The 24,677-nt window shown below is 73.5% G+C and carries 16 protein-coding genes; 7 read left to right on the forward strand and 9 right to left on the reverse strand.

The window, feature by feature from the left end; translation table 11 throughout:
* Window positions 1–104: 104 nt before the first annotated feature.
* From ACWDLG_RS33605 to ACWDLG_RS33615, 3 genes are all read right to left on the reverse strand, one after another.
* Window positions 105–2,615, reverse strand: coding sequence for a DNA gyrase/topoisomerase IV subunit A (locus ACWDLG_RS33605; RefSeq protein ID WP_449927911.1), 2,511 nt, complete (start codon window positions 2,613–2,615; stop codon window positions 105–107).
* A gap of 330 nt (window positions 2,616–2,945) precedes the next feature.
* Complete coding sequence (locus ACWDLG_RS33610; RefSeq protein ID WP_449927913.1) at window positions 2,946–3,521, reverse strand: GNAT family N-acetyltransferase; 576 nt, start codon at window positions 3,519–3,521, stop codon at window positions 2,946–2,948.
* Between the two features lie 10 nt (window positions 3,522–3,531).
* Window positions 3,532–4,995 (reverse strand): alpha/beta fold hydrolase, encoded by a 1,464-nt coding sequence (locus ACWDLG_RS33615; protein WP_449927915.1) that lies wholly within the window; start codon window positions 4,993–4,995, stop codon window positions 3,532–3,534.
* Between the two features lie 130 nt (window positions 4,996–5,125).
* Between ACWDLG_RS33615 and ACWDLG_RS33620 the strand changes: the two genes are divergently transcribed.
* Window positions 5,126–5,950, forward strand: a complete 825-nt coding sequence (locus ACWDLG_RS33620) for a TauD/TfdA dioxygenase family protein (protein WP_354905059.1) — start codon at window positions 5,126–5,128, stop codon at window positions 5,948–5,950.
* Between the two features lie 431 nt (window positions 5,951–6,381).
* Window positions 6,382–8,466 carry a RecQ family ATP-dependent DNA helicase gene (locus ACWDLG_RS33625; RefSeq protein WP_449927917.1) on the forward strand — a complete coding sequence of 695 codons (2,085 nt, stop codon included), beginning with the start codon at window positions 6,382–6,384 and terminating at the stop codon, window positions 8,464–8,466.
* A gap of 112 nt (window positions 8,467–8,578) precedes the next feature.
* Here the strand turns inward: ACWDLG_RS33625 and ACWDLG_RS33630 are convergent, their stop codons facing one another.
* Together ACWDLG_RS33630 and ACWDLG_RS33635 are read right to left on the reverse strand one after the other, a co-directional pair.
* Window positions 8,579–11,413 (reverse strand): ABC transporter substrate-binding protein, encoded by a 2,835-nt coding sequence (locus tag ACWDLG_RS33630; RefSeq protein WP_449927919.1) that lies wholly within the window; start codon window positions 11,411–11,413, stop codon window positions 8,579–8,581.
* Between the two features lie 55 nt (window positions 11,414–11,468).
* On the reverse strand, window positions 11,469–12,362 hold the full coding sequence (locus ACWDLG_RS33635) for a carbohydrate kinase family protein (protein WP_354905051.1): 894 nt from the start codon (window positions 12,360–12,362) through the stop codon (window positions 11,469–11,471).
* A 158-nt stretch (window positions 12,363–12,520) separates the two neighbouring features.
* Between ACWDLG_RS33635 and ACWDLG_RS33640 the strand changes: the two genes are divergently transcribed.
* The 4 genes from ACWDLG_RS33640 to ACWDLG_RS33655 all read left to right on the forward strand — a co-directional run bounded on the left by ACWDLG_RS33640 (window position 12,521) and on the right by ACWDLG_RS33655 (window position 18,211).
* Window positions 12,521–15,217, forward strand: coding sequence for a bifunctional acetate--CoA ligase family protein/GNAT family N-acetyltransferase (locus tag ACWDLG_RS33640; RefSeq protein WP_449927921.1), 2,697 nt, complete (start codon window positions 12,521–12,523; stop codon window positions 15,215–15,217).
* A 187-nt stretch (window positions 15,218–15,404) separates the two neighbouring features.
* Complete coding sequence (locus ACWDLG_RS33645) at window positions 15,405–15,995, forward strand: DUF5998 family protein (RefSeq protein WP_354905046.1); 591 nt, start codon at window positions 15,405–15,407, stop codon at window positions 15,993–15,995.
* Between the two features lie 249 nt (window positions 15,996–16,244).
* Window positions 16,245–17,408 (forward strand): alkaline phosphatase family protein, encoded by a 1,164-nt coding sequence (locus tag ACWDLG_RS33650; RefSeq protein ID WP_449927923.1) that lies wholly within the window; start codon window positions 16,245–16,247, stop codon window positions 17,406–17,408.
* The gene (locus ACWDLG_RS33655) at window positions 17,405–18,211 is read left to right on the forward strand and encodes a sulfurtransferase (protein WP_449927925.1); all 807 of its coding nucleotides are present in this window, start codon (window positions 17,405–17,407) and stop codon (window positions 18,209–18,211) included. The genes ACWDLG_RS33650 and ACWDLG_RS33655 overlap by 4 nt, the downstream gene beginning before the upstream one ends.
* A 615-nt stretch (window positions 18,212–18,826) precedes the next feature.
* Here ACWDLG_RS33655 and ACWDLG_RS33660 read toward each other — a convergent pair.
* Genes ACWDLG_RS33660 through ACWDLG_RS33675 form a run of 4 tightly spaced genes read right to left on the reverse strand, consistent with a single transcriptional unit; the run spans window position 18,827 to window position 23,831 of the window.
* Window positions 18,827–21,775 (reverse strand): CHAT domain-containing protein, encoded by a 2,949-nt coding sequence (locus tag ACWDLG_RS33660; protein ID WP_449927927.1) that lies wholly within the window; start codon window positions 21,773–21,775, stop codon window positions 18,827–18,829.
* Window positions 21,772–22,218, reverse strand: a complete 447-nt coding sequence (locus ACWDLG_RS33665) for a hypothetical protein (protein ID WP_354905037.1) — start codon at window positions 22,216–22,218, stop codon at window positions 21,772–21,774. The genes ACWDLG_RS33660 and ACWDLG_RS33665 overlap by 4 nt, the downstream gene beginning before the upstream one ends.
* A complete protein-coding gene (locus ACWDLG_RS33670) occupies window positions 22,215–22,769 on the reverse strand; it encodes an RNA polymerase sigma factor (RefSeq protein ID WP_449927929.1) in 555 nt (184 codons plus the stop codon). The genes ACWDLG_RS33665 and ACWDLG_RS33670 overlap by 4 nt, the downstream gene beginning before the upstream one ends.
* 39 nt (window positions 22,770–22,808) lie before the next feature.
* Complete coding sequence (locus ACWDLG_RS33675) at window positions 22,809–23,831, reverse strand: S8 family peptidase (RefSeq protein WP_449927931.1); 1,023 nt, start codon at window positions 23,829–23,831, stop codon at window positions 22,809–22,811.
* Between the two features lie 175 nt (window positions 23,832–24,006).
* On the opposite strand from ACWDLG_RS33675, the gene ACWDLG_RS33680 reads away from it, so the two are divergent.
* Complete coding sequence (locus ACWDLG_RS33680) at window positions 24,007–24,501, forward strand: DUF3145 domain-containing protein (RefSeq protein ID WP_354905031.1); 495 nt, start codon at window positions 24,007–24,009, stop codon at window positions 24,499–24,501.
* The last annotated feature ends 176 nt before the right edge of the window (window positions 24,502–24,677 follow it).

Raw genomic sequence — 24,677 nt, forward strand, 5'->3', positions numbered from 1 at the left:
GTATCGAGTGCCTGCCCGGGTCCGGCCCGCCGGCTGGTCGCCTCGGCACGCGAACGCCCCCGGACTCCCGCTCGGCAAGCGGGTGTCCGGAGGCGTCGCGAGGGTTATGCGGTCGGAGGTGCCTCGCCCGCCGGTGCCGGCGGCTCCGCCTCGGGACCCGACCTCAGCGCTCCGCCGATGGCGGCGATCGTGTGGGTCAGCCGCAGCCCCGACCCGTCGCGCCTGCCGATCTCCTCCGGCAGCGGCACCGGCTTGCCGACCGCCGACACCGCCTTGGCCGGAGCGGGACCCGCCCAGGCCATCAACAGCACGTCCTCCCCCTTGAGGAAGCGCTGCGCCCGCACGCCGCCGGTCGCCCTGCCCTTCGGCGGGAAGTCGGCGTAGTCGGACACCTTGCCGCCGCCCACCTGCGTGCCGGGCAGCGCCGTCGCCGAGCCCGCGATCGTCACCACCTGCGCCGGCACGGCCGGGTCGACCACGCCGAACCAGACGACCTTGGCCCCGCTGTCGAGCCTGATGCCCGCCATGCCGCCCGCCGGGCGCCCCTGCGGGCGGACCGTCGAGGCCGGGAAACGCAGCAGTTGCGCGTCGGAGCTGATGAACACCAGGTCGTGGTCCTCGGAGTCGAGCTCCACCGCGCCGACGACGGTGTCGCCGTCCTTCAGCCCGATGACCTCGAAGTCGTCGCGGTTGCCCGGATAGTCGGGCACCACCCGCTTCACCACGCCCTGCGCGGTGCCCAGCGCCAGACCGGGACTGTCGGGATCGAGCGAGCCCAGCCCGACCACGACCTCGTCGGGTTCGAGCGCGACGTACTCGGCGATCGGGTGGCCCCCCGACAGCGAGGGCGGGTTGGCCGAGGGCGGCAACGTCGGCAGGTCGACCACGTTGACGCGGATCATGCGCCCCTGCGAGGTCACCACGCCGACCTGGCCCCTGACCGTGCTGCGCACCGCCGAGACCAGCACGTCGTGAGCCGAGCGCTCGCCGCCGCCCGCCAGCGGTGCGGCGTCGCCGGTGCGGGCCAGCAGCCCGGTCGACGACAGCAGCACCAGGCAGGGGTCGTCGGCCACCTGCAGCGTCACCGCGGCCGTGCGGGTCAGGCCCGACGACTCCAGCAGCACCGTACGGCGCGGCGTGCCGTACTTCTTCGCCACGTCGGCCAGCTCGCCCGAGACCACCTGGCGCAGCCGGGCGTCGGAGGACAGGATGTCGGTGAGGTCGGCGATCTCCTCCGACAGCGTCTCCTTCTCCCGGTCGAGCTCCAGCTTGTCGAAGCGGGTCAGGCGGCGCAGCGGGGTGTCGAGGATGTAGCCGGCCTGGATCTCCGACAGGTCGAAGACCTCCATCAGGCGGGCGCGGGCCTGCGCGGAGTCGTCGCTGGCGCGGATGACCTGGATGACCTCGTCGATGTTGAGCAGCGCGACGATCAGGCCGTCGACCAGGTGCAGGCGCTCCTCGCGCTTGCGCCTGCGGTGCTCCGAGCGGCGCCGCACGACCTCGAGCCGGTGCTCGACATAGACCTTGAGCAGCTCGCGCAGGCCGAGCGTGCGCGGCTCGCCGTCGACGAGCGCGACGTTGTTGATGCCGAAGGTCTCCTCCATCGGCGTGAGCCGGTAGAGCTCCTCCAGCACCGCCTCGGGGATGAACCCGTTCTTGATCTCGATGACCAGGCGCAGGCCCTTGTGCCGGTCGGTGAGGTCCTTCAGGTCGGCGATGCCCTGGAGCTTCTTGGCGTTGACCAGCTCCTTGATCTTGCCGATCACCCGCTCGGGGCCGACGTTGAACGGCAGCTCGGTGACGACGATGCCCTTGCGGCGCGGGGTGATCTGCTCGACCGCGCACTTGGCGCGCATGCGGAAGGTGCCGCGCCCGCTCTCGTAGGCGTCGCGCACACCCTGCAGCCCGATGATCATGCCGCCGGTCGGCAGGTCGGGCCCCGGCACGAACTTCATCAGCTCGTCGAGCGTCGCCTCCGGCTTCTTGATCAGGTGGCGGGCGGCCGCGATGACCTCGACGAGGTTGTGCGGCGCCATGTTGGTCGCCATGCCGACCGCGATGCCGGTCGTGCCGTTGACCAGCAGGTTCGGGAAGGCCGAGGGCAGGACCGTGGGCTCGGTCTCCTGGCCGTCGTAGTTGGGCTTGAAGTCGACGGTGTCCTCGTCGATCGACTGCACCATCAGCATGGCCGCGGGGGCGAGCCTGGCCTCGGTGTAGCGCATGGCCGCCGGCAGGTCGTCGGGCGAGCCGAAGTTGCCGTGGCCGTCGACCAGCGGGATGCGCATCGAGAACGGCTGGGCGCAGCGCACCAGCGCGTCGTAGATGGCGGTGTCGCCGTGGGGGTGGAGCTTGCCCATGACGTCGCCGACGACCCGCGAGGACTTCACGTGGCCGCGGTCTGGGCGCAGGCCCATCTCGCTCATCGAGTAGAGGATGCGGCGCTGGACGGGCTTGAGCCCGTCGCGCGCGTCGGGCAGCGCACGCTGGTAGATCACCGAGTAGGCGTACTCGAGGAAGCTCGTGCGCATCTCCGCGGACACGTCGATGTCGACGATCCGCTCCTCGAAGTCCTCGTCAGGCGGGGGTGTGGTCGTCCGTCGGGCCATGTCGAACATTGTGCCGAAGAATCTTGGGTGCCCGCGACTCGCGCGATGGGTTTGTCCGGCTTGCTGGTGAAAGTCGCCTGGCCCCAGGCGCGCGGGCCCTCATGACACTCCGGTCAGCCCCCTCTCCCACACGCCCTGGAACAGACTGCGGGAGCCCTACCCGCCCTGAAGCGGGCCGCGGTAGCCCGTGCGCTGCCGCCGGGCCCGTGCGGCGGTCCGCGGCCGAGCCGGCCGGTGAGTGAGGCGGTCGGACTGCTCCGCCGGCCGGCGAAGTGGTGGCCGGGCTGCTCCGCCGCCCGGCCGCCGGCGCCGAGGGGCTCCCGAGGCAGGGCCGGCGGCTCAGGTGGGACGGCGGGCGCCCGGCCACGGTCCAGGCGTCTCGCCCTCGTCCTCGTCGCCCGGCTCGTTCAGCCGCTCGTCATACACCTCGAACCCCCGCGCCCGATAGTTCGCCAGCGCCGCCGGGCCGTCGAGCGTGCAGGTGTGCATCCACACGCGTTCGGTGGCGGGCAGGTCGGGCCAGCGCGAGGCGAGGTCCCACGCGCGTGCCGTACCGACCGAGAGCAGGTGCCCGCCCACACCCTCGCCCATCGCGAACGGCAGCAGCCCGAAGTAGGCGATCTCCACCTGGGCGCCCGGCTGCGGGTCGAGCTCGAGGTAGCCGGCGGGTGTGCCGCGGTGCCAGGCGACCCAGGTCTCGAGGCCGGGCCTGGTCAGATAGGCCATCCACTCGTCGTAGGTCCAGCCGAGCCGGTCGGTCCACTGCCAGTCGCCGCCGACCGCCGTGTAGAGGAACCTGCTGAACTCGGGCGACGGCACCTCGGCGCGCACCACCTCGACCGGCAGCCTGGGCGGTTTGGCGGGGATCAGCGCCTCGGGTGAGCGCTGTTCCAGATACCAGGTGATGACATCCACGCCCGATATTTCAGCACGTCGTCCCCTTGGCGGGGACAACGAGGTCGGCCAGGTAGCGGTTGAGGTGGGCTCTGGCGCACGCGTTGCCCAGATAGAGCGTGTGGCCGGGGCCTTCGTGCCGCACCAGGCCGCTGCCCGGCACCTGGGCCAGCACCCGCGCCACGGCGTCCGACTCGCCCCAGGCGCCCGCGCCGACGAGCGGCGGCAGGCCCTTCGGCAGCGGGCTCGGCGGGTTGGTCACCTTCACCGGCCAGCCCACGCACGTCAGGGTCGCCGTCGCCAGCGTGTTGGCGGTGCCCGTGCCGGGCGCGATCCTGTTCAGCCTGGCCACGGTCGCGGCCATCTCCCGGCGGTCGGCGAAGCGCGGCCAGTCGGCGCACTCGGTCACGCCGGTCGCCGCGTCCGGATAGCGCAGGCCGCGGGCGGGCAGGAACCCCGACGCGTCGCCCCGCGCGGCCTTCTCGATCGCCGCCGACAGGGCAGGCCAGCCCTGCGGCCCCTGCCGGACGAACGCCATGGCCAGACCTTGCAGGTCACGACCGTCGTAGGCCACCCCGGCCCCGGCGGGGACGGGCGAGCGGTCGGCCCTGGCGACGAGCCGGCGCCAGAACGACGGCGTGCACGCCCGCTCCTCGCACGAGGCGAAGAACCTGTCCATGGCCTGCTCGTTCTGCCGGGCGGTCGCCTCCAGCTCGGCCGTCCAGTCGGCGGTGCTGTGGTTCCACGTGCCGTCCAGGACCATCGCCCTGACCTTGCCGGGGAACAGCCGGGCGTAGGCCTGGCCGTAGAAGCCGGCGTAGGAGGCGCCGTAGTAGGTCAGCCGGGGTTCGCCGAGCGCCTTCCTGATGGCCTCCATGTCCTTGGCGTGGTCGGCCGAGCTCATGTTCGCGAACAGCTCGGGGTCGCGGTTGCGGCACGCCTCGGCGATGCCGCGGTTGGTGTCGGCCATCCTGGCGAACTCGGCGTCGTCCTCGGGGAAGGCGGGGATCGGGACGCGCGTCCACACGCACGGCAGGCCCGTGCTGGTGCCCTGGAACTGCTCGCCGTAGCCGCGGGTGTCCCAGGTGACGATGTCCATCCGCGCGCGCAGCTCGGACCATAGCTGGGGCATGGACTCCGTCAGCTTGATCCCCGGCGCGCCCGGCCCGCCGTACGCGATGAGGACCGCCCCTGCCGACCGGCCCGTGGCGCGGAACCTGCCGACCTTGAGGGTGATCGTGCGCCCGTCGGGCTTGGACCAGTCCACGGGGACGGACACATCCAACCGCTCCATCCGCTCGGCCGGCCCGGTGGGCGGAGCGCTCCCCGTCGGGTTCGCCCTGGTGGACGGGTCCCGGGTCGGCGTGCCCGCCGTCAGGCGCACGGCGGCGGACGGACCGGCGGCAGGCGGGTACGGCGCGGCGCCCGCGGGTGGGGAGGCGGTGAGGGTGGCGGAGCCGAGCAGGGCAAGGCTCACCAGAGCACGTGTGATCATGCGCGACACGCTGCCGGAGCATCGCGGCCCGGCACATCGGACCAGGGTCTGACATCCTCACCTCTCACTCACTTGACCAAGCAATTGCTTGGCAAGTACGGTCCCGGGGAGGAGATCCCCTGGAGGCGTCATGATCGAGTTCCATCCGGTGACCAAGCACATCGGCGCCGAGGTGACCGGCGTCGACCTGCGCAAACCCCTCTCGCCCGAGGAGGTCGCCACCATCAGGCAGGGCTGGCTCGACCACCTCGTGCTCTTCTTCCGCGACCAGCACATCGACGACGACCAGCACCTGCAGTTCGCCCTCAACTTCGGCACGCTCAACCACCCCGCCTTCAAAAAGGACGGGGCCAGCCCCATCCACGTGCTCGACCAGACCGACCCCAAGGGCGAGGGCGGCGACGAGTGGCACAGCGACAACACCTTCGAGCCGACCCCGCCGATGGGCTCCCTGCTGCGCTGCGTCCAACTGCCGAGCGTCGGCGGCGACACGCTGTGGGCCAACACCTACCTCGCCTACGAGACGCTCTCGCCGCCGCTTCAGCGCCTGTGCGACGAGCTGACCGCGGTCCACGACATCACCGGCTCCATGACCAAGGCCATCTCCAAGGGACACCCCTTCGACCTGGCCGAAGTCCAGGCCGCGTGGCCGCCGCTGGTGCGCCCTGTCGTCCGCACCCACGCCGAGACGGGACGCAAGGCGCTGTTCGTCAACCGCTCGTCCACCACCCGGCTCGTCGAACTCGGCGACAGGGAGAACGAGGCGCTGCTGCCCCTGCTGATCGACCACATCCGCTCGCCCGAGTACCAGGTGCGGCTGCGATGGCGTCCCGGCACGCTCGCCTTCTGGGACAACCGCTCCACCCAGCACTACGCCGTCGCCGACTACACCGAACGCCGCCGCATGCACCGCGTCACCATCAACGCCTTCCCCGAACACGCCGACCCCGCCTGACCCGTCTCCCGCGCCAGGCGGTCGCCCCGCCTGTCCAGGCGCTCGACGACTCCCACAGGCCATGGGCGATGTGACGGCGGCCCGCCGGAGTCCCGCTGGAGTGGCGTGGAGGACAGACCCCGGCCCCGCACCCACGGTGGGCGTGACCGGGCCTGCCGTACCGGAGGTGCCGGGCCTGCCGTACCGGAGGTGCCGGGCCTGCCGTACCGGAGGGGCCGGGCAGGGGGCCCTACAGGAGGGGCGGGCAGGGCCGTACGGGAGGGGCGGGCAGGGGCCGTACGAGAAGGGCGGGCAGGGGCCGTACAGGAGGGGCGGATAGGGGGCCCTACAGGGGATCTATCGGGGGTGGGGGCCGGGTCCGGCCGCGGATCGGGGATGCGGCGTGGCGCAGGCGGACGAATTCGTCGCCCGGACCTGGTAACAAGGACCACATGACTGATGCGGTCGCGATGATGCGGGAAGAAGCCGAAGCCCACCTCCGCGCGCTGGCGGGCGATCACGCCCGGCTGCGTGACGACCAGTGGTCGGCGATCGAGGCGCTCGTGGTCGACCGCCGCAGGGTTCTGGTGGTGCAGCGCACCGGCTGGGGCAAGTCGGCCGTCTACTTCGTCGCCACCGCGCTGCTGCGGGAGCTCGGCGAGGGGCCGACCGTCATCGTGTCCCCGCTGCTGGCCCTGATGCGCAACCAGATCGCCGCCGCCGAGCGGGCCGGGATCCGCGCCGTCACCATCAACTCCGCCAACCCCGAGGAGTGGGAGGAGATCTACGGCCGCGTGGCCGAGGGCCTGGTCGACGTGCTGCTGGTCAGTCCTGAGCGGCTCAACAACCCCGACTTCCGCGACAACGTCCTGCCCGAGCTGGCCGAGAGCGCGGGGCTGGTGGTGGTCGACGAGGCCCACTGCATCTCCGACTGGGGTCACGACTTCCGGCCCGACTACCGCATGCTCGCCACGCTGTTCGAGGAGCTGCCGCCCGGCATCCCCGTGCTGGCCACGACCGCGACCGCCAACGCGCGCGTCACCCGCGACGTGGCCGAGCAGCTCGGGGGCGACGACACGCTCGTCCTGCGCGGGCCGCTGGAGCGCGACAGCCTGCACCTGTCGGTCGTCCGGCTGGGGAGCGCCGAGCAGCGGCTGGCCTGGCTGGCCCAGACGCTCCACGAGCTGCCGGGATCCGGCATCGTCTACACCCTCACGGTCGCCGCGGCCCACGAGATCGCCACCTACCTGCGCGAGCAGGGGCACGAGGTCGCCGCCTACTCCGGCCAGACCGATCCCGCCGAACGTCTGGCCGCCGAGGAGGCCCTGCTCAACAACAAGATCAAGGCGCTCGTGGCGACCAGCGCGCTCGGCATGGGCTTCGACAAGCCCGACCTGGGCTTCGTCATCCACGTCGGCGCGCCGCAGTCGCCCGTCGCCTACTACCAGCAGGTCGGCCGCGCGGGCCGCGGTGTCGAACGGGCCGAGGTCATCCTGCTGCCCGGCACGGAGGACCGCGACATCTGGGCGTACTTCGCCTCACTCGCCTTCCCGCCCGAGCCGGTCGTGCGGGCCACGCTCCAGGCGCTGGAGCAGGGCGGCGTGCTGTCCACCCAGGCCCTCGAGAACGTCGTCGACCTCAGCCGAAGCCGCCTGGAGATGATGCTCAAGGTCCTCGACGTCGACGGCGCCGTCCGCAGGGTCAAGGGCGGCTGGACGGCGACCGGCGAGGAGTGGGCCTACGACGCCGAGCGTTACGCCCGCATCGCCGCCGAGCGCAAGGCCGAGCAGGAGGCCATGCTCGGCTACCTGACCACGTCCGAGTGCAGGGAGGAGTACCTGCGCAGGCGGCTCGACGACGAGGCCGCGGCCCCGTGCGGGCGGTGTGACAACTGCACGGGCACGCACCGCTCGCCGGAGATCGCGGCGGCGGCGGTGGAGCGCGCCCGGCAGACGCTCGAGAGGCCGGGGGTCGAGGTGGAGGCGCGCCGGCAGTGGCCCACCGGCCTGGCCGACCTGTCCGGACGCATCAAGCCCGACCTGGGCGCCGAGCCGGGCAGGGCGTTGGGCAGGCTGACCGACATCGGATGGGGCAACCGGCTGCGGGAGCTGTTCAACGGACCCGACGCGCCGGTCCCCGACGACATGTTCAAGGCGGTCGTCCAGGTGCTGGCGGCGTGGGAGTGGCGGCAGCGGCCCGTCGCGGTGGTGAGCGTGCCGTCGGCGTCGCGCCCGGTGCTGGTCAGAGGGTTCGCCGAACGGCTGGCGCAGGTCGGCAGGCTCACCTACCTGGGCGAGCTGGGCTACCGGGCGGGCGCGCCGGGGCAGCAGTTCAACAGCGCCAAGCGGGTGCAGGCGATCAGGGCGACGCTGGCCATGCCGCGGGAGCTCGGCGCGGAGATCGCGCGGTGCGGCGGGCCGGTGCTGCTGGTCGACGACCGGGTGGACACCGGGTGGACGATGACACTGGCCGCGGCCCTGATCCGCCACGCGGGCGCGCCCGCCGTCATGCCCCTCGCCCTCGCCACCACCTCCTGACGCCGCGCCCCGGCCGCCCGCGGCCCGCCGCCGGTCCCGCGATGCGGGGTCGTCGCCGGGGCGGGCTCGCCGGTCACCCGGTCCTCCCGGACGGAGGACGGGTGGCCACGCCTCAGCCGGTGACGCCGATCGTCGTCACGTCGTAGTGCTGGTAGACGCTGCTGACGTGGGCGTTCGTGACCCGCTTGCCCCTGATCAACCCCGCTTTGCTCCACAGCAGCGGCACCATCAGTCCTTCGTCCAGCACCCGCCGTTCCGCCTCCCGCCACAGCCGGAAGCGAGCCTGCGGGTCGAGCGTCCGCCGTGACTCGTCGATCAGCGCGTCGACCTCGGGCAGCCGCACGCCCACGTTGGCGGAGAACCCGCTGTCGACGATCTCCCTGCTGTCGATCAGCTGCGACAGCAACGGGTCGGGGTCCGGCCAGTCCCCGGACCACCGCCGCATCACCAGCCCGATCTTCTCCTTGGTGAGCGCCGCCGGGTTGCCCAGCTTGTCGAACTCGTGCAGCACGTCCACGTTCTTCACCGTGACGTGGAAGCCCGCCGCCGTGAGGTTGTCGCGGATGGCGTTCCCGGCCGCCACGTCCGTCGGGCCGTTCCTGACCAGCAGCGTGAACGGGTCCCGGCCGCACGAGGCGGGAGAGGGCACGGCCGTCGCGGTGGGGGAGGGGCCGTCCAGCTCGCCCCTGCCGGGAAGCGGCGGCGGCTGCAGGCGGGTGGCGATCTCGGTGCCGAAGGGGCCGTCGCCGTACAGGCGGTGGAGAACGCTCTTGTCGATGGCGGCGAGGACGGCCCTGCGGCACTCGAGCTGGTCCAGCGGCGCGACCCTCGTGTTGACGGCCAGGTAGCGCAGGTGGTCCAGGGACGGCGCGTCGGCCCGCGCGTTGAGCCGCGGGTCGGCCCGCACCGTGGCGAGGGTGGCCGGCAGCGGTCCGGCGTGCAGGTCCAGCTCGCCGGACAGGAGCTTCCGGTCGGCCTCCTCGCCGTCCATGCCCCAGGTGAGCTCGACCCGGTCCGGCAGAGCGGTGCGGTTCGGGTCGGTGGCCTGGTTCCAGGCGGGATTGCGGACGAAGGTCGCGGTCTTCCCCGCCTGGATGTCCAGCTTGTACGGGCCGGACGACAGGAGCTTGGCCGCGCCCTTGCGCACCGGCATCGTCACGGGCAGCGTCGCGATCTGGTTGAAGGTGGACATCGGCTTCTTGAGTCTGAAGACGATGGTTTTGTCGTCGGGGGTGCTGATCGCCTTGTCGGCGTCGGCGGCGGTGTAGCGGCCGGGCATGTCGAGCAGCCGCGCCAGCGGGTCGGGGCCGTTGGGCAGCAGCCTCCTGTCGCCCGAGCGCACGACGGCGTACTTCACGTCGCGCGAGGTGATCGGCGTGCCGTCCTCGAAGCGCAGCCCCTCACGGAGGGTGAAAGTCCAGGTCCTGCCGTTGTCGGTGGTCTCGCCGAGCTTCGCCGCCAGGTCGGGCACCACCTCGGTGCCGGCCGCGCCCGGCGCGGGCCGGTACATGGTCAGCGCGCGCCCGTAGAGACGGGCGTAGTTCCACATCTCGGTGTAGAAGGTGCCGGCCGGGTCGAGGTTGTCCAGGATGTTGGTCATGCCGATGCGCAGCGTGCCGCCCTTCCTGGCCGACGGGTTGACCACGCCGGTCAGGGCCGCGTTGAAGACGGCGGCGGTCCGGGTCGGGCTGGGCGTCGCCGTCACCTCGCCGCCCGTGCCGCTGTTCTGGCCCAGCCGCGGCCATGCCCACACCGCGACGCCCAGGACGACGGTCATCGCCGCCGCCCCGACCGGCAGCAGCACCTTCCACGCCCGGCCGGACGGTCTGCCCACCGCCCCGGAGACCGGATACGTGGACAGGGTCCCCGGCGCCTGCCCGCCCCCCGGGTACGGCGCGGCGGTGACCGGCGTCGTCGCGCCCTGCGACGGCCGCGTCCACCCGGGAGCGTGCGGCCCGGGACCGCCGCCGTAGGGGGAGGAGACCGACACCGGGTGCGCCGACGTGCCGTAGGGCGGCGCGGAGGAGGGACCTGCAGGTGCCGGCATGCCGTACGGCGGCGCGGGAACGGGAGCGGGTGGTGGTGCTGTGCCGTACGGCGGCGCGGAAGCGGGGGCCGGTGCGGTGCCGTACGGCGGCGCCTGCGGGCCCGAGCCCGCCCTGATCAGCTCCCGCAGCAGTTGCTCGGCCGTCGGGCGCGCCGCCGGGTCCTTGCCCAGCGACGCCCCCAGCAGCTCCCGCAGCGGCGCCTCCACCCCCGACAGGTCGGGTTCCATGACCAGGATCCGATGCATCACCACCGGCAGCGGCCCGAACCCGAACGCCCCGCGCCCCGTGGCCGCGTAGACCATCGTGCCCGCCCACGAGAAGACGTCGCTCGCCGGGGAGGCGTCGCCGTGGAAGTGCTCGGGCGCCATGTAGGCGGGCGTGCCCACCACGCTCGTCGTCAGGCTCTGGCTCACGTCCAGCGCCCGCGCGATGCCGAAGTCGATCACCCGGGGCCCGTCCGGGGCCAGCAGCACGTTGCTCGGCTTGAGGTCGCGGTGGACGACCCCGGCGCGGTGGATCGCCGCCAGCGCGGTCGCGGTCGCGACCGCCAGCCGTACCAGGGAGGAGCCGGTCAGCGGCCCGGACTCGGCCACCTGCCGCTGCAGCGACGGGCCGGCGACGTACTCGCTGACGATGTACGGCTGGTCGTCGAGCGCGCCGACCTCCAGCACCCTGGCCGTGCAGAACTCGGCCACCCTGCGCGCCGCCTCGGCCTCGCGCCTGAAGCGCCGCACCGCCGAGGCGTCGTCGGCGAACCTGGCGTGCAGCATCTTGATCGCGACGGGGTCGCCGGACGGGGCGACGCCGCGGTAGACGCTGCCCTGACCGCCTTCACCGAGAAACCCGGTGACCTCGTAGCCGCCGACGACACGGGGATCGCCTGGCCGTAACGGACGCACGCGGGCTCTTCACTCCCTTGTCAGGACATCGGGGGAGTATCCACCATAGGCCGCGCTAGAGGCGGGGGCGAGCCCCGAGGTGAGAGATCGCCTTGGCGGCCAGGCGGCAGCCCGCCGTCAGCGCCTCGGCGGGCGGCTTGCCGGCCAGCCACGCGGGCAGGAACCCGGCGGCGAACGCGTCGCCGGCGCCGGTGCCGTCGACCACCCGGTCGACCGGCTCGGCGGGCACCTGGACCGGCTCGGGCCGGCCGTTGGTGTACCAGAGCGCGCCCTCGGCGTTCATCTTGATGACGACCTGCGGGAACCAGGCGGTGAGCACCTTGGCCGCCGCCTCGGGGTCGTCGCGGCCGGTCAGGATCTTGGCCTGGTCGGCGTTGGCGAACAGCAGCTTGGCGCCGTTGGTCCACTCGAGGAACGGCTCGGCGCCGGTGCGCTCCAGCGGCGCGGAGGAGGAGCAGTCGACCGAGATCGACATGCCCGACCTGCGGGCCATGTCGAGGGCGGCCTGACCGGCCTCGCGGGACCCCTCGTTGATCAGCGTGTAGCCGGACAGGTGGAGGTGGCCGCCGGAGTTGAACAGGTCGCGCGGCAGGTCCTCGGGTGACAGCGCAGCGTTGGCGCCCGGGTCGGACAGCATGGTGCGCTCGCCCTTGTGCGTGACGAGCACCACGCAGGTGCCGGTGGGCCGCTCGGGGTCCATGACGAGCCGGGCGTCGACGCCGTAGCCCATGAGCTCCATGTCGCGGTTGCGCCCGGTGATGTCGGCGCCGCGACGGCCGATGAAGGCGACCTCGGCACCCTCGACCGCCATCCAGGAGGCGATGTTGGCTCCGGAACCGCCACCGTGCATGGTCACGATCGCCGGAGTGTCGCTCGCCCTGGCCAGCGCGTAGCGGGCGCGCGCGACCGCATCGGTCATGAGATCGCCCACCACCACGACCCGCGTCATGATGTCACCGCCTTGCTGCAATCCTTCGCGCCTGACGCCGAAAAACTTAACAGCTTCAGGCCTGCTCGTGGGGCATACACCGGACACCCGTTCATAGTCGATGCACAAGCGTTGCCCAACGGACGCCGCACGTGGGGCGCGGGTCTACGCTCGGGACTGTGGAGGCAACCCAGTATCCCTCCCATTGGGAGGCGGACGTCGTCCTGGCCGACGGGGGCACCGCGCACGTGCGCCCGATCAGGCCCGCCGACGCCGACCGGCTTCGCGCGTTCTACTCCCGGCTGTCGGCCGAGTCGATCTACTTCCGCTACTTCGGTCCGCGGCCCAAGCTGTCGGACAGGGAAGTCGCCTTCTTCACCAACGTCGACTACGTCGACAGGGTCGCCCTCATCGCCACGATCGGCACCGAGATGGTGGCCGTCGTCCGCTACGACAGGGTCGGCCCCGCCGAGGCGGAGGTGGCCTTCCTCGTCGAGGACGCCCACCAGGGCAGGGGGGTGGCCTCGGTCATGCTCGAACACCTGGCCGCCACCGCCCGCGAGCGCGGCATCGAGACGTTCATCGCCGACGTGCTGCCCGCCAACATGCGGATGACGGGCCTCCTGCGCCAGGTCGGCTACACCGCGCAGAGCCGCTTCGCCGACGGCGTGGTCCGCATGACGCTCGACCTGACCCCCACCGAGACCTCGGCGGAGGTCACCGCCTCCCGCGAGCACCGGGCCGAGGCCCGCTCGATCGCCAGGCTCCTCACACCCGGCTCGGTCGCCGTCATCGGGGCCTCCCGCGAGCCCGGCGGCGTCGGCCAGACCGTGCTGCGCAACCTGCTGGCCGCCGACTTCACCGGACCCGTGTACCCGGTCCACCGCGAGGTACGGGCGGTGGCGGGCGTGCGGGCCTACCCGAGCGTCAAGGACATCGACGGCGAGGTCGACCTCGCGGTGCTCGCCGTACCGGCCGACAGCGTGATCGACGTGGTCAAGGAGTGCGCGGAGAAGGGCGTGCGCGGGCTGGTCGTCGTCTCGTCCGGCTTCGGCGAGACCGGGCCGAAGGGCCGGGCGCGCCAGGACGAGCTGGCCAGGATCGCCCGCGCGTACGGCCTGCGCGTGGTCGGGCCCAACTGCCTCGGCATCGCCAACACCGACCCCTCCGTCCGGCTCAACGCCACGCTCGCGGCGACGGTCCCCGGCAGGGGCAGGGTCGGCTTCTTCAGCCAGTCGGGCGCGCTCGGCACCGCCCTGCTGCAGCGGGTGGCCCAGCGCGGCATCGGCATCTCGAGCTTCGTCTCGGCCGGCAACAGGGCCGACGTGTCGGGCAACGACCTGCTGCAGTACTGGGAGGAGGACGAGGCGACCGAGGTCATCCTGCTGTACCTGGAGTCACTGGGCAATCCGCGCAAGTTCACCCGCCTGGCCAGGCGCATCTCCCGCAGCAAGCCGATCGTGGCGGTCAAGAGCGGCGGCACCACCCAGGGCGTGCCCATCGGCCACTCCGCCTCGGCGCTGCGCCTGCAGGACAGCGCGCTCAGCTCCCTGTTCGAGCAGGCGGGCGTGATCAGGGTCGACGACCTCATCCAGCTGTTCGACGTCGGGCAGTTGCTGGCCTGCCAGCCGCTGCCCGCGGGGCCGCGCGTCGGGCTCGTCACCAACTCCGACGCGCTGGGCCTGCTGGCCGTCGACGCCTGCGTCAGCGCCGAACTGGAGCCCCGGCCGCCGGTCAACCTGGGCGCCGCCGCCGGTGCCGCCGAGTTCGGCACGGCACTGGCGGGCGTGCTGGCCGATCCCGACGTCGACGCCGCCGTCGTGATCTACATGCCGCCCATCCCCGGCGACGCCACGTCGGTGGCGGCCGAGCTGGTGCGGGTGTCGCGCGAGGTGGGCAAACCCGTGCTGGCCACCTTCGAAGGGCAGCTCGGCATGCCGCCCGAGCTGCGCACCGACCCCTCGGCCCTGCCCGAGCGCGGCTCGGTGCCCTCCTACGCGGCGCCGGAGGAGGCGGTCAGGGCCCTCGCCCACGTCGTCAGGTACGCGCTGTGGCGCAAACAGCCCCAGGGCGCGCCGCCCGAGCTCGACCACCTCGACACCGCGGCCGCCCGCGCCCTCGTGACGGACGCGCTCACCAGCCGCTCGCCCGAGCCCGAACCGGCGCGACAGGACACGCCGGACCCCTCCGCCGACCGCCTTGACGCCGGCCCCGTCGAGATCGACGCGACCGGGCTGCTGGCCTGCTACGGCCTCACCGTCTGGCCGGCCGAGGTCGTCGCCACCCCCGACGCGGCCGTCGCCGCCGCCGAACGCCTGGGCTGGCCGGTCGTGCTGAAGGCCGCCGACCCCGAGGCCGCCAAGCGGGCGGGCACCGTCCGCCTGGGGCTCACCTCGGCCGCCGCCGTCCGCCAGGCCTACGCCGATCTGGCCGGCCAGCTCGGCGCCGACGTGGTCCTCGCCGTGCAGCGGATGGCCCCGCAACCCGCGGTCCCTACCGTCGTGAACGTCCGGGAGGACCCCGCCTTCGGCCCGGTCGTCTCCTTCGGCCTCGGCGAGGTGACCGCCAGGCTGCTGCAGGACCGCGGCCACCGCCTCGCCCCGCTGACCGGCGAGGACGCCGCGGGGCTGGTGCGCTCACCGCGGGCCGCGCCGCTGCTGTTCGGCGAGTACGGTTACCCGCCCGTCGCGGTCGGCGCCCTGGAGGAACTGCTGGTCCGGGTGGGCCGCCTGGCCAACGACCTGCCGGAGGTGTCCAGGCTCGACCTCGATCCGGTGCTCGTGGGGGAGTCGGAGGTCGTCGTCCTGGGCGCGCGTGCCGTCCTCAGGAGTCCTGAGGGTCCGCGGCGCGACGGCGGCCCCCGCCGCCTCGCCTGACCGCGGTCGCCTCCCTGCCTGCGCCGGGTTCGTGCCGCCTCGCCCGACCGCGGTCGCCCCTGCCTGCGCGGTTCGTGCCGCCTGGCCTGCCGGGCCGCGGCGCCGAGTGTCGAGGGCCTGCACGGCCGCCCGTCCAGGTCCGGAACGACGAGTGTGAGCGGTGCTCGGGGGCTGGCAGGATGGATGCATGAGGGAAACCCGAGTCTCAGCCGCGGGCCTGCGTGAAGCGATCGAGCGCAGCGGCTACTACCCCGACCTCGTCACCGATGCGGTCGAATCCGCGCTGGGAAAGGAAGCGGTGACCGCCTACGTGGTGCACCACGAGGCCACGTTCGACCCGGCCATGGAGGTGCGCAGGCACGTCACCGTCCTGGTCCTGACGGGCACCCGGCTGCTGGTCTGCCACACCGACGAGCACCCGCCCGCCGAGGGGGTCTCGGCCTCGCACGCCTCCACCACCACCGAGGCGGTACGGCTGGCCCGCGTCCAGTCGGTCGCGGTGACCAGGGTCGTGCCCGATCCCGCCTCCTATGTCCCCGGCGTGCCGCCGACCGAGGTGACGCTCACGATCGGCTGGGGCGCCATCTCCCACGTCGACCTCGAACCCGCCACCTGCGGCGACGAGAACTGCGAGGCCGACCACGGCTACACCGGCGCGATCACCGCCGACGACCTGTCGCTGCGCGTCAGCGAGGCCGCCGACGGCCCCGAGGCGGTGGGCCACGTGCTCGCCTTCGCCAAGGCCCTGTCCGAGGCCACGGCCCGCGCCGCCGCCTGACGCGTCCGTTCCCCGCGTAACGCCCCCTCCGCGCCTTCTCGCCGGCGCATGCCGGACCGGGACCACGCGACATCTCGGTGGACCGGCCCGGCATGCCCCGCCGCCGGGCGGGCAGGGGTTCCCCGTCCCGGGTTCCCCACCGTGAGCCGGGACGGTCGGGCGGACGGCGGTGTCCGAGGCCCTATCGCGAGATGGCCGGCGCCCGCTAGAACGGTTCCTGACATCCACGCGAGGCGAGCGAGGTGCTTGATGGACGACGTCCCGGCCACGCCGTACGACCGGGTTCCGCTGATCCCCGCCTATGGCGGCGCCTCCCTGGCGGACCTGCCGGGCTCCCTGCTGAGCGCGCTCGGCGCGGCCACTACGGCCGACGGCAACGTGCTGGGGCTGGAGCCGGCCGACCGGGTGTGCGTGTTCGTGGTCGACGGGCTCGGCGCCAGGCTCCTCGAGGCCCACGCCGACCGGGCCCCGTTCCTGGCCGCCGCCACGGCGCGCGCCGCCCTCACCGCCGGCTTCCCCGCCACCACCGTCACCAGCCTGTGCACGCTCGGCACCGGCCTGCCGCCCGGCGAGCACGGCATGATGGGCATGACGCTGGCCGTGCCCGGCCGCAACCATCTGTTCAACTGCCTGCGCTGGAGCCTGCCCAAGGGCCTGCCGCCCATGGACCCGCGCCGCTGGCAACCGGCCGAGACCGTCTACCAGCGCGCCGCCCGGGCGGGCATCGAGACCTCCTACGTGGCGCCGGCCGCGTTCGAGGGGACGGGACTGACCGACGCCGTCTACCGCGGCGTCCGCTACGTGCCCGCAGACACCGTCGACGAGCGGGTGGCCGGGGTGGCGGCCGCGCTGAGCGCGCCGCGCGCCTACGTGACCGTCTACTACGGCGACCTCGACGCCACCGGCCACCTGACCGGCTGGGGCAGCCCCGAGTGGCGCGACCAGCTCGAGATCGTCGACAGGATGGCCGAACGGCTGGCCGCGGCGCTGCCGCCCGGCTCGGCCCTGTACGTCACGGCCGACCACGGCATGGTCAACGCCGAAGAGAAGATCGACGCCCAGGCCACACCCGAACTGCGCGCGGGCGTGGCGATGTTCGGCGGGGAGGCCAGGGCCAGGCACCTCTACACCGAGCCGGGCGCCGCTCCCGCCGTCTTGGAGACCTGGCGGGACCTGCTCGACGGCAAGGCATGGGTCGTCTCACGCCAGGAAGCGGTGGAATCCGGGTGGTTCGGCCCCGACGTGCGCAGGGAATGGCTGGACAGGATCGGTGACGTCGTCGCCGTGCCGTACGCCGACTGTGCCATCCTCGCCTCTGAGACGCATCCGATCGAGGCGCTCTTCACCGGCTACCACGGCTCGCTCACCGCCGCGGAACAGCACGTCCCACTCCTGGAGGTATCCACCCGATGACCCTGATCAACCCGGCGGAGCTGGCCGCGATGGAGCAAGCCAGCGTGCTCGACGTGCGTTACCGGCGAGGCGGCCCGTCCGGGCGCGAGTCGTACGCCGAGGGGCACGTGCCGGGCGCCGTCTACTGCGACCTCGACGCCGACCTGGCCGCGCCGCCCAACGGCGGCGGCCGGCACCCGCTGCCCTCGGCCGAGGCGTTCACCGCCGCCATGCGCAGGCTCGGCGTCAGCGGCTCCCGTCCCGTCGTCGTCTACGACGACGCCGACTCCATGGCCGCGGCCAGGGCATGGTGGACGCTGCGCTACTTCGGTCACGAGGACGTCAGGGTCCTCGACGGCGGGTTCCGCGCGTGGACCGAGGCGGGGCTGCCGGTCTCCAAGGAGGAGCCGCACGTGTCCGGCGACTTCACGGCCAGGCCGGGCGGCATGCCCATGCTGACCGCCGAGCAGGCGGCCGAGCTCGCCGGCTCCGGCGTGCTCATGGACGCCCGCGCCGCCGAGCGCTACCGCGGCGAGGTCGAGCCGATCGACCCGGTCGCCGGCCACATCCCGGGCGCCGTCAGCGCGCCGACCGACCAGAACGTCGGGCCGGACGGCCGCTTCCTGGCCGCCGCCGCGCTGCGCGACCGCTTCGCCGCGCTGGGCGCGCTGGAGGGGGCGCGGGTGGGCGCCTACTGCGGGTCGGGCGTCACCGCGGCGCACGAGGTGCTGGCGCTGGAGCTGGCGGGCGTCCCCGCGGCGCTCTACGTCGGCTCGTGGTCCCACTGGATCAGCGACCCGTCCCGCCCGATCGCCACCGCCTGACCTCACCGCCACACCCGACAGGACAGCCAGGGCCGCACCGCCCCGTCCGGCGCTGCGGCACGGCCGCACGCGCGCCGCGGCGCTCGACGGCCCGCCCGCCTTGCCGGCCACAGGCACACGCCCCCGGGGGAGCCCGGCAGTCCCACCCGCCCTGGACCGACATCACGTGACGGGCCGGGACGGCCGGGTCCTGCGGGGCAGCCGTCCCTCGACCGACGGTCACGTACCGCGGGACGAGGTCTCCACGGCCGGAGCGTCGGGCGGGCGTCTCGTCAGGGCCGTGGAGCGAGGGCTTGAGGGTCGGGTGGCGGGGCGGGCGTCTCTTGAGTGACGGTCAGGTACCGCGGGACGAGGGCTCGACGGCCGGAGCGCCGGGCGGGCGTCTCGTCAGGGCCGTGGAGCGAGGGCTTGAGGGTCGGGTGGCGGGGCGGGCGTCTCTTGAGTGACGGTCAGGTACCGCGGGACGAGGTCTCCACGGCCGGAGCGCCGGGCGGGCGTCTCGTCAGGGCCGTGGAGCGAGGGCTCGACGGTCGGGTGGCGGGGCGGGCGTCTCTGGACTGACGGCCGGGTGCCGCAGGCCGGGTGGCTCTGGGTTGGGCAGGGTGCGGTCGGTTCTCAGGGGCCGGGGTCCGGTGCGGTGGGTCGGGTGTCGCGCAGGGCGGTGACGGGGAGCTCGCCGGCGCCGAAGCAGGTGAAGCCGAGCACGCCCGTCTTGCTCCCCGCCTCCGCCAACGCCACGGCGGGAGCCGTACCGGCGGCGAGCAGGTCGTGAAAGGCCGTCATCAGCGCCAGCGCCTCCTCGTCCGGCACCGGGATGAGCCCGCCCACCACACAAGAGGCGCCCTGCGCGAGGAACGTGCCCGCCAGGCCGAGCGGCGCCCCCTCGGCCGGGACCCTGGCCATCCCCGAGTCGCAGGCCGACAGCACGACCAGGCCCGGTGGCATCGACAGGGGCAGCAGGTCGTAGGCCATCAGCGGCCGGTCCTCCAGCTCGATGCTCGACAACAGCGGGCTTCGGGAGTGGAAGGTGCCGTGGGCGGCCAGGTGCAGCACGTCGGCCCGGCCGAGGGCGGCGATCACGTCATCGGCGCGGGCGGGCACCTGCTCGGCGCGCCGGTGCGCGCCCACCACCCGCCGCACCTCCTCCTCGGCGTGCTCCAGCCCGGGCCCGGCCGCCGCCACCACGAGCGGCTCGCCGCCCCGAGCCGAAGCACCACTGATCGGCACGACACCCCCGGGCCGGACGGCGCCATCAGAGGGAACCGCACCACCGCCCCCGACCGCGCCACCGCTCGCGACTGCGCCGCCCAGGCCCGCGCCACCGCTCGCGACTGCGCCGCCCAGAACCGCACCATCGCCCGGGACCGCGCGACTCAGGGCAGAGCCAGCGCCCGATACGGAGTCATCCCGCAGGGCGGTGCGATCGCGTGAACTCACAGGGGCGGCGGGCACGGTCGGCCCAGGTGAAGTCGCAGGGGGCGAGAGAACCGCATCCAGCGGAGCGGCCCAGCCCGGCGGGGCGGCCCTGCCCGGCGGGACAGATCGGTCCGGCGGGGCGGTGCGGCGGGTGCGGGCGGACAGCCAGGCGGCGGCACTGGGCGTGATGCTCACCGGCCGCCCGCGCAGCACCGGCAGCACCGACCACGGCAGCGTGTGCAGCGGCCCCGCCGGCACGACCACCAGCGGGCGTTGCGCCACCAGGTCGGCGATCGGCCCGAACAACGTCCCCTCCAGCGCGGCCGCCTCGACCGCGACCGGATCCCGCCGCGGATCGTCGGAAGCGTGAGCGCCGTCGCCGAGGCTCGCCCGGCGCAGGCCGTACCGGAGCCTGATGACGGCCTCGGCCACGCTGGTGACGTCGCCGAGGCGGCGCAGCGCGCACCCCGCCGCGGTGACCACCAGCACCAGCAGCGCCCCGTCATGGCACAGGAACTCCACCAGCGCCGCCTCGCCCAGCGCCGACGTCACGCTGTCGAGCGCGGGCGCGACGGGTCGGCCGCCGCAGACCGACCGCCAGCGTTCGGCCCATCCGAAGACGGCCTCCGGGCCGCCGCGCTCGATCGCCAGGCTGAGCCCGAAGGAGGCCAGGCGCGCCCCCGCCCGCACCCGGTGGGCCCGCAGCGAGGGGTCGTCGAAGCGTTCGGCGTCGGCGCCGAGGTCGCGCAGCCCGCGCAGCACCGCGCTGAACGCGGCCGTGCGGTCGTCGTTGATCCGGGCCAGCAGGGCCGCCGCATGCCAGCGCACCAGCGGTGGCACCTCGTCGAGGTCGTCGTCGGCACCGGCCAGGTGCTCGGCCTGCTGCGGCGAGGCCAGCCGCGTCATCCGCCGCATGGCCAGCGTGGGTGCGTCGATCATGAGCGGGAGCCGGCGTGGCTCCGTCGTGTGCGCGGCCGCGCGGGGATCGAGGAGGGCGAGCTGGGTCGTGGCCGTGCCGGTGTCGTCCAGCGCGAGGGCCAGCTCGGCCGCGGCGAGCCGGAGCGCGGCCGCGCCCGCGGCACAGGAGGTGGCGGCCAGTTCCCGCGCGCACTCCAGCAGCTCGGCCAGCAGGCCGGGGGAGGGCGGTTCGAGCACGATCCTGGCGCGTAACGCGACCTCGGCGGCCAGCGGCGCGGCGCTCTCGCGGCCATGGGCGCGCAGCTCGGCGGCCGCCCTGCCGGCGACGGCCAGCGCCTGGCGGGCGTCCCCGGTCAGCAGCTCCACCTGGGCCAGCAGCAGCCTGGCCTCCGCCAGCGCGGCCTGCGCGCCCGCGGCTTCGAGTTCGGGTACGGCGAGGCTGAGCATGGCCCTCGCCTCGCCGGGCAGCTGGGCGGCCAGCAGCGCTCCGGCGAAGTCGGCGCGCATCGTGGCCAGCCGTTCGGGGAAGCCGAACAGCGTGTCTTCACAGGCTCGGTAGTGGGCGAAGGCCGCGGCCACGTCGCCCTGCCGTACCGCCAGGAAAGGGAGGTTGGCGGCGGCGAGACGGGCCAGGTGGGCCAGGCCCGCGCTCTGCGACAGCCGCAGGCACGCGGCGATGTCGGCGGTGGCCTGCCTCCAGCGGCTCTGGTAGGCGTGCACCAGGCCTCTGTTGAGCAGTCCGCCCGCCAGGAAACGCTGGTCGTCGACGGTGCCGGGCGCCTGCGCCAGCACGGCGACGGCCCGGTCGCAGGAGGCGACGGCCTCCTGGTAGCGGCCCAGGTGGGCCAGCGCCACCGCCCGCTGGGTGTCGAGCTTGGCGCGGTCGAGCGGCGACAGGTAGGCCCACGCCATCGCGGCGATGCGCAGCGCCTGAAGCGGATGACCGCGCTGGGTGCGCACGGTCACCAGCGACAGGCGCGCCTGCGCCAGGCGATCGGCGGGTGCGTCTCCCGTGGCGATCGCCTGGCGCAGGTGTAGTTCGGCGGCCTCCAGGTCCCCAAGCTCCCTGGAGGCAAGCGCCATGGCGCGAAGCGCGACGACGGCTGGTTCGACGGCCCCCATTCCGGAGGCGGCGGCATGGATGGCGCGGGCGCTGGCCAGCGCCCGCACCGGATCGATGCCTGACTGGAGGACCGCGTCCTCCGCCATCGCGACCAGCCTGTTCGTCACGGACGGATCCGCACCCAACCGGTGGCGACCGGGTGGTGCCCCGGCCGGTGGCAGACCACGCTGAACCAGCCCGGCGGCAAGCCCGTCGCCGCGAACTGGCCGGTCTCCCGCAGGTCACGCGAGACCGTGAGATGGGGGGTGCGGATGTCCACCGTGGCCCCGTCACCTGGATGCGGTGACACCCGCCCCGCCACATCGATGAGACCGTCCCCGATGGTCACCTCCAGATCGAAGGAGAGGTCCGCCGTGGCGAACCTGACCATGCGCGCCCCGTCCGCGTCACGTGTGCCACGCGTGGGCGCGCACTCCACGGGCCCGGCGGTGACCACCTCGGCCAGCCGGAGGGAGTACGCGTCACGGGCGGCGGCCGAGACGTGGGCGGGTATCGGGTCGTGCCCCGCGGCGATGCGGAGCGCGGCCAGGAGATACTCGTCGTTGATCATGGCACCTTTTCCTCTAGTGAGATTCGGGTGCGCAGTTTGTGGAGACAGCGCAGACGGGTGGGGCCTACGCTGCCGACCGGCACGCCCAGCCGTACCGCCATCTGGTGCGTTCCCGCGTCCGGAACGGTGGCCATCAGGCGGAGCAGGGTTCGGCATGGTTCGTCCAGGTCGGACACCGCCTGCCAGAGCAGGCGTCCCTCATCGGCCTCGAGGATCGCCGAGGCCGGGTCGGGATCGAAGGGACCGCCTTCAGGAAGGCAGAGGTGCGGGTGGCGGCCCGTCCCTCTTCGGATGATCTGGAGCGCCTCGCGCCTGGCCGCCGTGGCCAGCCAGGCGCCGACGCTCGCTGGATCCCTGATCGAGTGAAGGTGCTCGAGAAGCCGCAACCATGCACCCTGCACGGCATCAGCGGTGTCGGCTTCGTTGAGCCCGCACGCGCGGGCGACCGACCACATCCGCTGACCGAACCGTTCCTCCAGCCCGGTCCATGCGGAAGGGTCCCCGTCGGCAGCCGCTCGCAGCAGCTCCTCAGGGGGTCGGGATTCGCCCACGTTGCCTCCTCGTAATGAGACGAGGACTGAGCGTAAACTCTACAGACCCGAGGGGACGGCAACTCCCAGATCACGAATTTCCCGTGACCCCGGGAGGTCGGCGGCCTTGCGCGCCGCCGGCGCCGCCGCGAAGGCGCCCGACACCAGCGCGGCGGCGAACGACGTGCCGCTCCAGTGCGCGTAGCCGCCGAACTCGCCCCACTCCAGGAACGTGCTGGTCAGCCAGTCGGCTCGGGCCCAGGCGTTCACCCACGGGCCGAAGGCGGAGAACGGCGCCCGGCCCTCCTCCCGGGCGTCGAGGCCGCCGACGCCGACCACCCCCGGGAGCGCGGCGGGCCAGAAGGGCCGGTCGGAGGCGGTGTTGCCGGCGCAGGCCACCGTCACCGTGTCGCGCAGCGCGCCGAGCGCCTCGATCACCAGCCGGGAGGGCTGGTCGTCGAAGGTGTGGCAGCCGAGCGAGAGGTTCAGCACCTGCGGCGGGTTCTCGCGCAGCCGGTAGAGCGCGCGCAGCAGGCCCGCCTCGTCGCCGATGCCGTCCGCGCCCAGCACCCTGCCGACCCGCAGCTCGCTGCCGGGGGCGCGGCGCAGGATGAGGCCCGCGATGAAGGTGCCGTGCCCTGCCTGCGCCGCGAGCCCGCCCTCGTCGTCGCCTTCGCCGTTGTCCCGAGGCCGGTCGGCGGCCTCGGAGCCGACGCGGCCGTACCAGCGGCTGCCTGCCCACCAGGGGTGGGCCGCCACCCCGGTGTCGAGCACGCCGACCGTCACGGGCGATCCCTTGCCCGACGGCGCGGTCAGCGGCGCGGCCGGGAACGGCCTGGACGCCGGACCGCCGAACCACAGCGGCTGCCCCACCAGGACGTGGTTGGGCGAGGCCAGGAAGCCTTCCTCCCGCAGCCGCAGCGCTATCTCGCACGGATCCTCGCCGGGCGTCAACCTGATGCGGAAGACGCCGTCGGCCTCGGAGACCGCCTGTGTCCATTGCTCGGCGACTGACAGCGCGCCCCGCTCGGTCAGGACCTGGCCTGGGCGGATGAGCGCGGAGCCGACCGCTTGGATGTCCATGAACCGGTATCTTTCCGTGGCCGGGCAAGTGTCACGTGCCACAGCCGCAACATCTTGGTATAGCCCCCCTCTAGCACCCAGGGGCGACCGACGGTAGTCTCTCCCTAGTCACTTGTGATCATCCCAGGACGAGGCCGTTGGGGAAGGCGCACCTCGTACCGAAACGGGAGGTCCGGTGTCTGCTCGTGGCGTGCTGTACGTCCACTCGGCTCAGCCCGCGCTGTGCCCTCATATCGAATGGGCAGTCGCGGGTGTTCTTGGCGTACCCGTAGACCTGACGTGGACGCCACAACCGGCCGCGCCGAACGTCGTGCGCGCCCAGGCCGAGTGGGAAGGGCGCCCGGGCATCGCCGCGGCCATCACCTCCTCGCTCATGGGCTGGCAGCGCATCCGCTTCGAGATCACCGAGGACGCCTCGCCCGGCGTCGACGGGTCCAGGCACGCCTACACGCCGACGCTCGGCGCCTTCTCCGCGGTGATCGGGGCGTCGGGAGACATCATGATCCCCGAGGACCGCCTGCGCGCGGTCATGCTCATGTCCGCCCAGGGCCGCTGCGTCCTGGAGGACGAGCTGGACAAGATGCTCGGCAAGCCGTGGGACGAGGAGCTCGAGCCCTTCCGCTACGCCGGCGACGGCGCCCCCGTCCGCTGGCTGCACGCCGCCGTCTGACCCGCGCCGCCTCCTCCTCCCGCCCGTGGGCCGCTCAGGCTCACGGGCTTCGTCATGCCCGCCCCCGCCCGAAGACCTCTCGCGAAGACCCTGCCCGGAGACACCGCGGCGAGATGCCCCCGGAGGTCTCGTCCGAAGACTCCGCCCGACGACCCGGGCCGGGGACCCGGTCCAGA

It is taken from the genome of Nonomuraea sp. NPDC003727, from assembly GCF_053586935.1.

Excerpts from the sequence above, each read along its gene's own strand:
- ACWDLG_RS33605 (WP_449927911.1), bottom strand. The coding sequence starts at position 2,615 with ATGTTCGACATGGCCCGACGGACGACCACACCCCCGCCTGACGAGGAC.
- ACWDLG_RS33615 (WP_449927915.1), bottom strand. The coding sequence starts at position 4,995 with ATGATCACACGTGCTCTGGTGAGCCTTGCCCTGCTCGGCTCCGCCACC.
- ACWDLG_RS33620 (WP_354905059.1), top strand. The coding sequence starts at position 5,126 with ATGATCGAGTTCCATCCGGTGACCAAGCACATCGGCGCCGAGGTGACC.
- ACWDLG_RS33625 (WP_449927917.1), top strand. The coding sequence starts at position 6,382 with ATGACTGATGCGGTCGCGATGATGCGGGAAGAAGCCGAAGCCCACCTC.
- ACWDLG_RS33635 (WP_354905051.1), bottom strand. The coding sequence starts at position 12,362 with ATGACGCGGGTCGTGGTGGTGGGCGATCTCATGACCGATGCGGTCGCG.
- ACWDLG_RS33645 (WP_354905046.1), top strand. The coding sequence starts at position 15,405 with ATGAGGGAAACCCGAGTCTCAGCCGCGGGCCTGCGTGAAGCGATCGAG.
- ACWDLG_RS33650 (WP_449927923.1), top strand. The coding sequence starts at position 16,245 with ATGGACGACGTCCCGGCCACGCCGTACGACCGGGTTCCGCTGATCCCC.
- ACWDLG_RS33655 (WP_449927925.1), top strand. The coding sequence starts at position 17,405 with ATGACCCTGATCAACCCGGCGGAGCTGGCCGCGATGGAGCAAGCCAGC.
- ACWDLG_RS33665 (WP_354905037.1), bottom strand. The coding sequence starts at position 22,218 with ATGATCAACGACGAGTATCTCCTGGCCGCGCTCCGCATCGCCGCGGGG.
- ACWDLG_RS33675 (WP_449927931.1), bottom strand. The coding sequence starts at position 23,831 with ATGGACATCCAAGCGGTCGGCTCCGCGCTCATCCGCCCAGGCCAGGTC.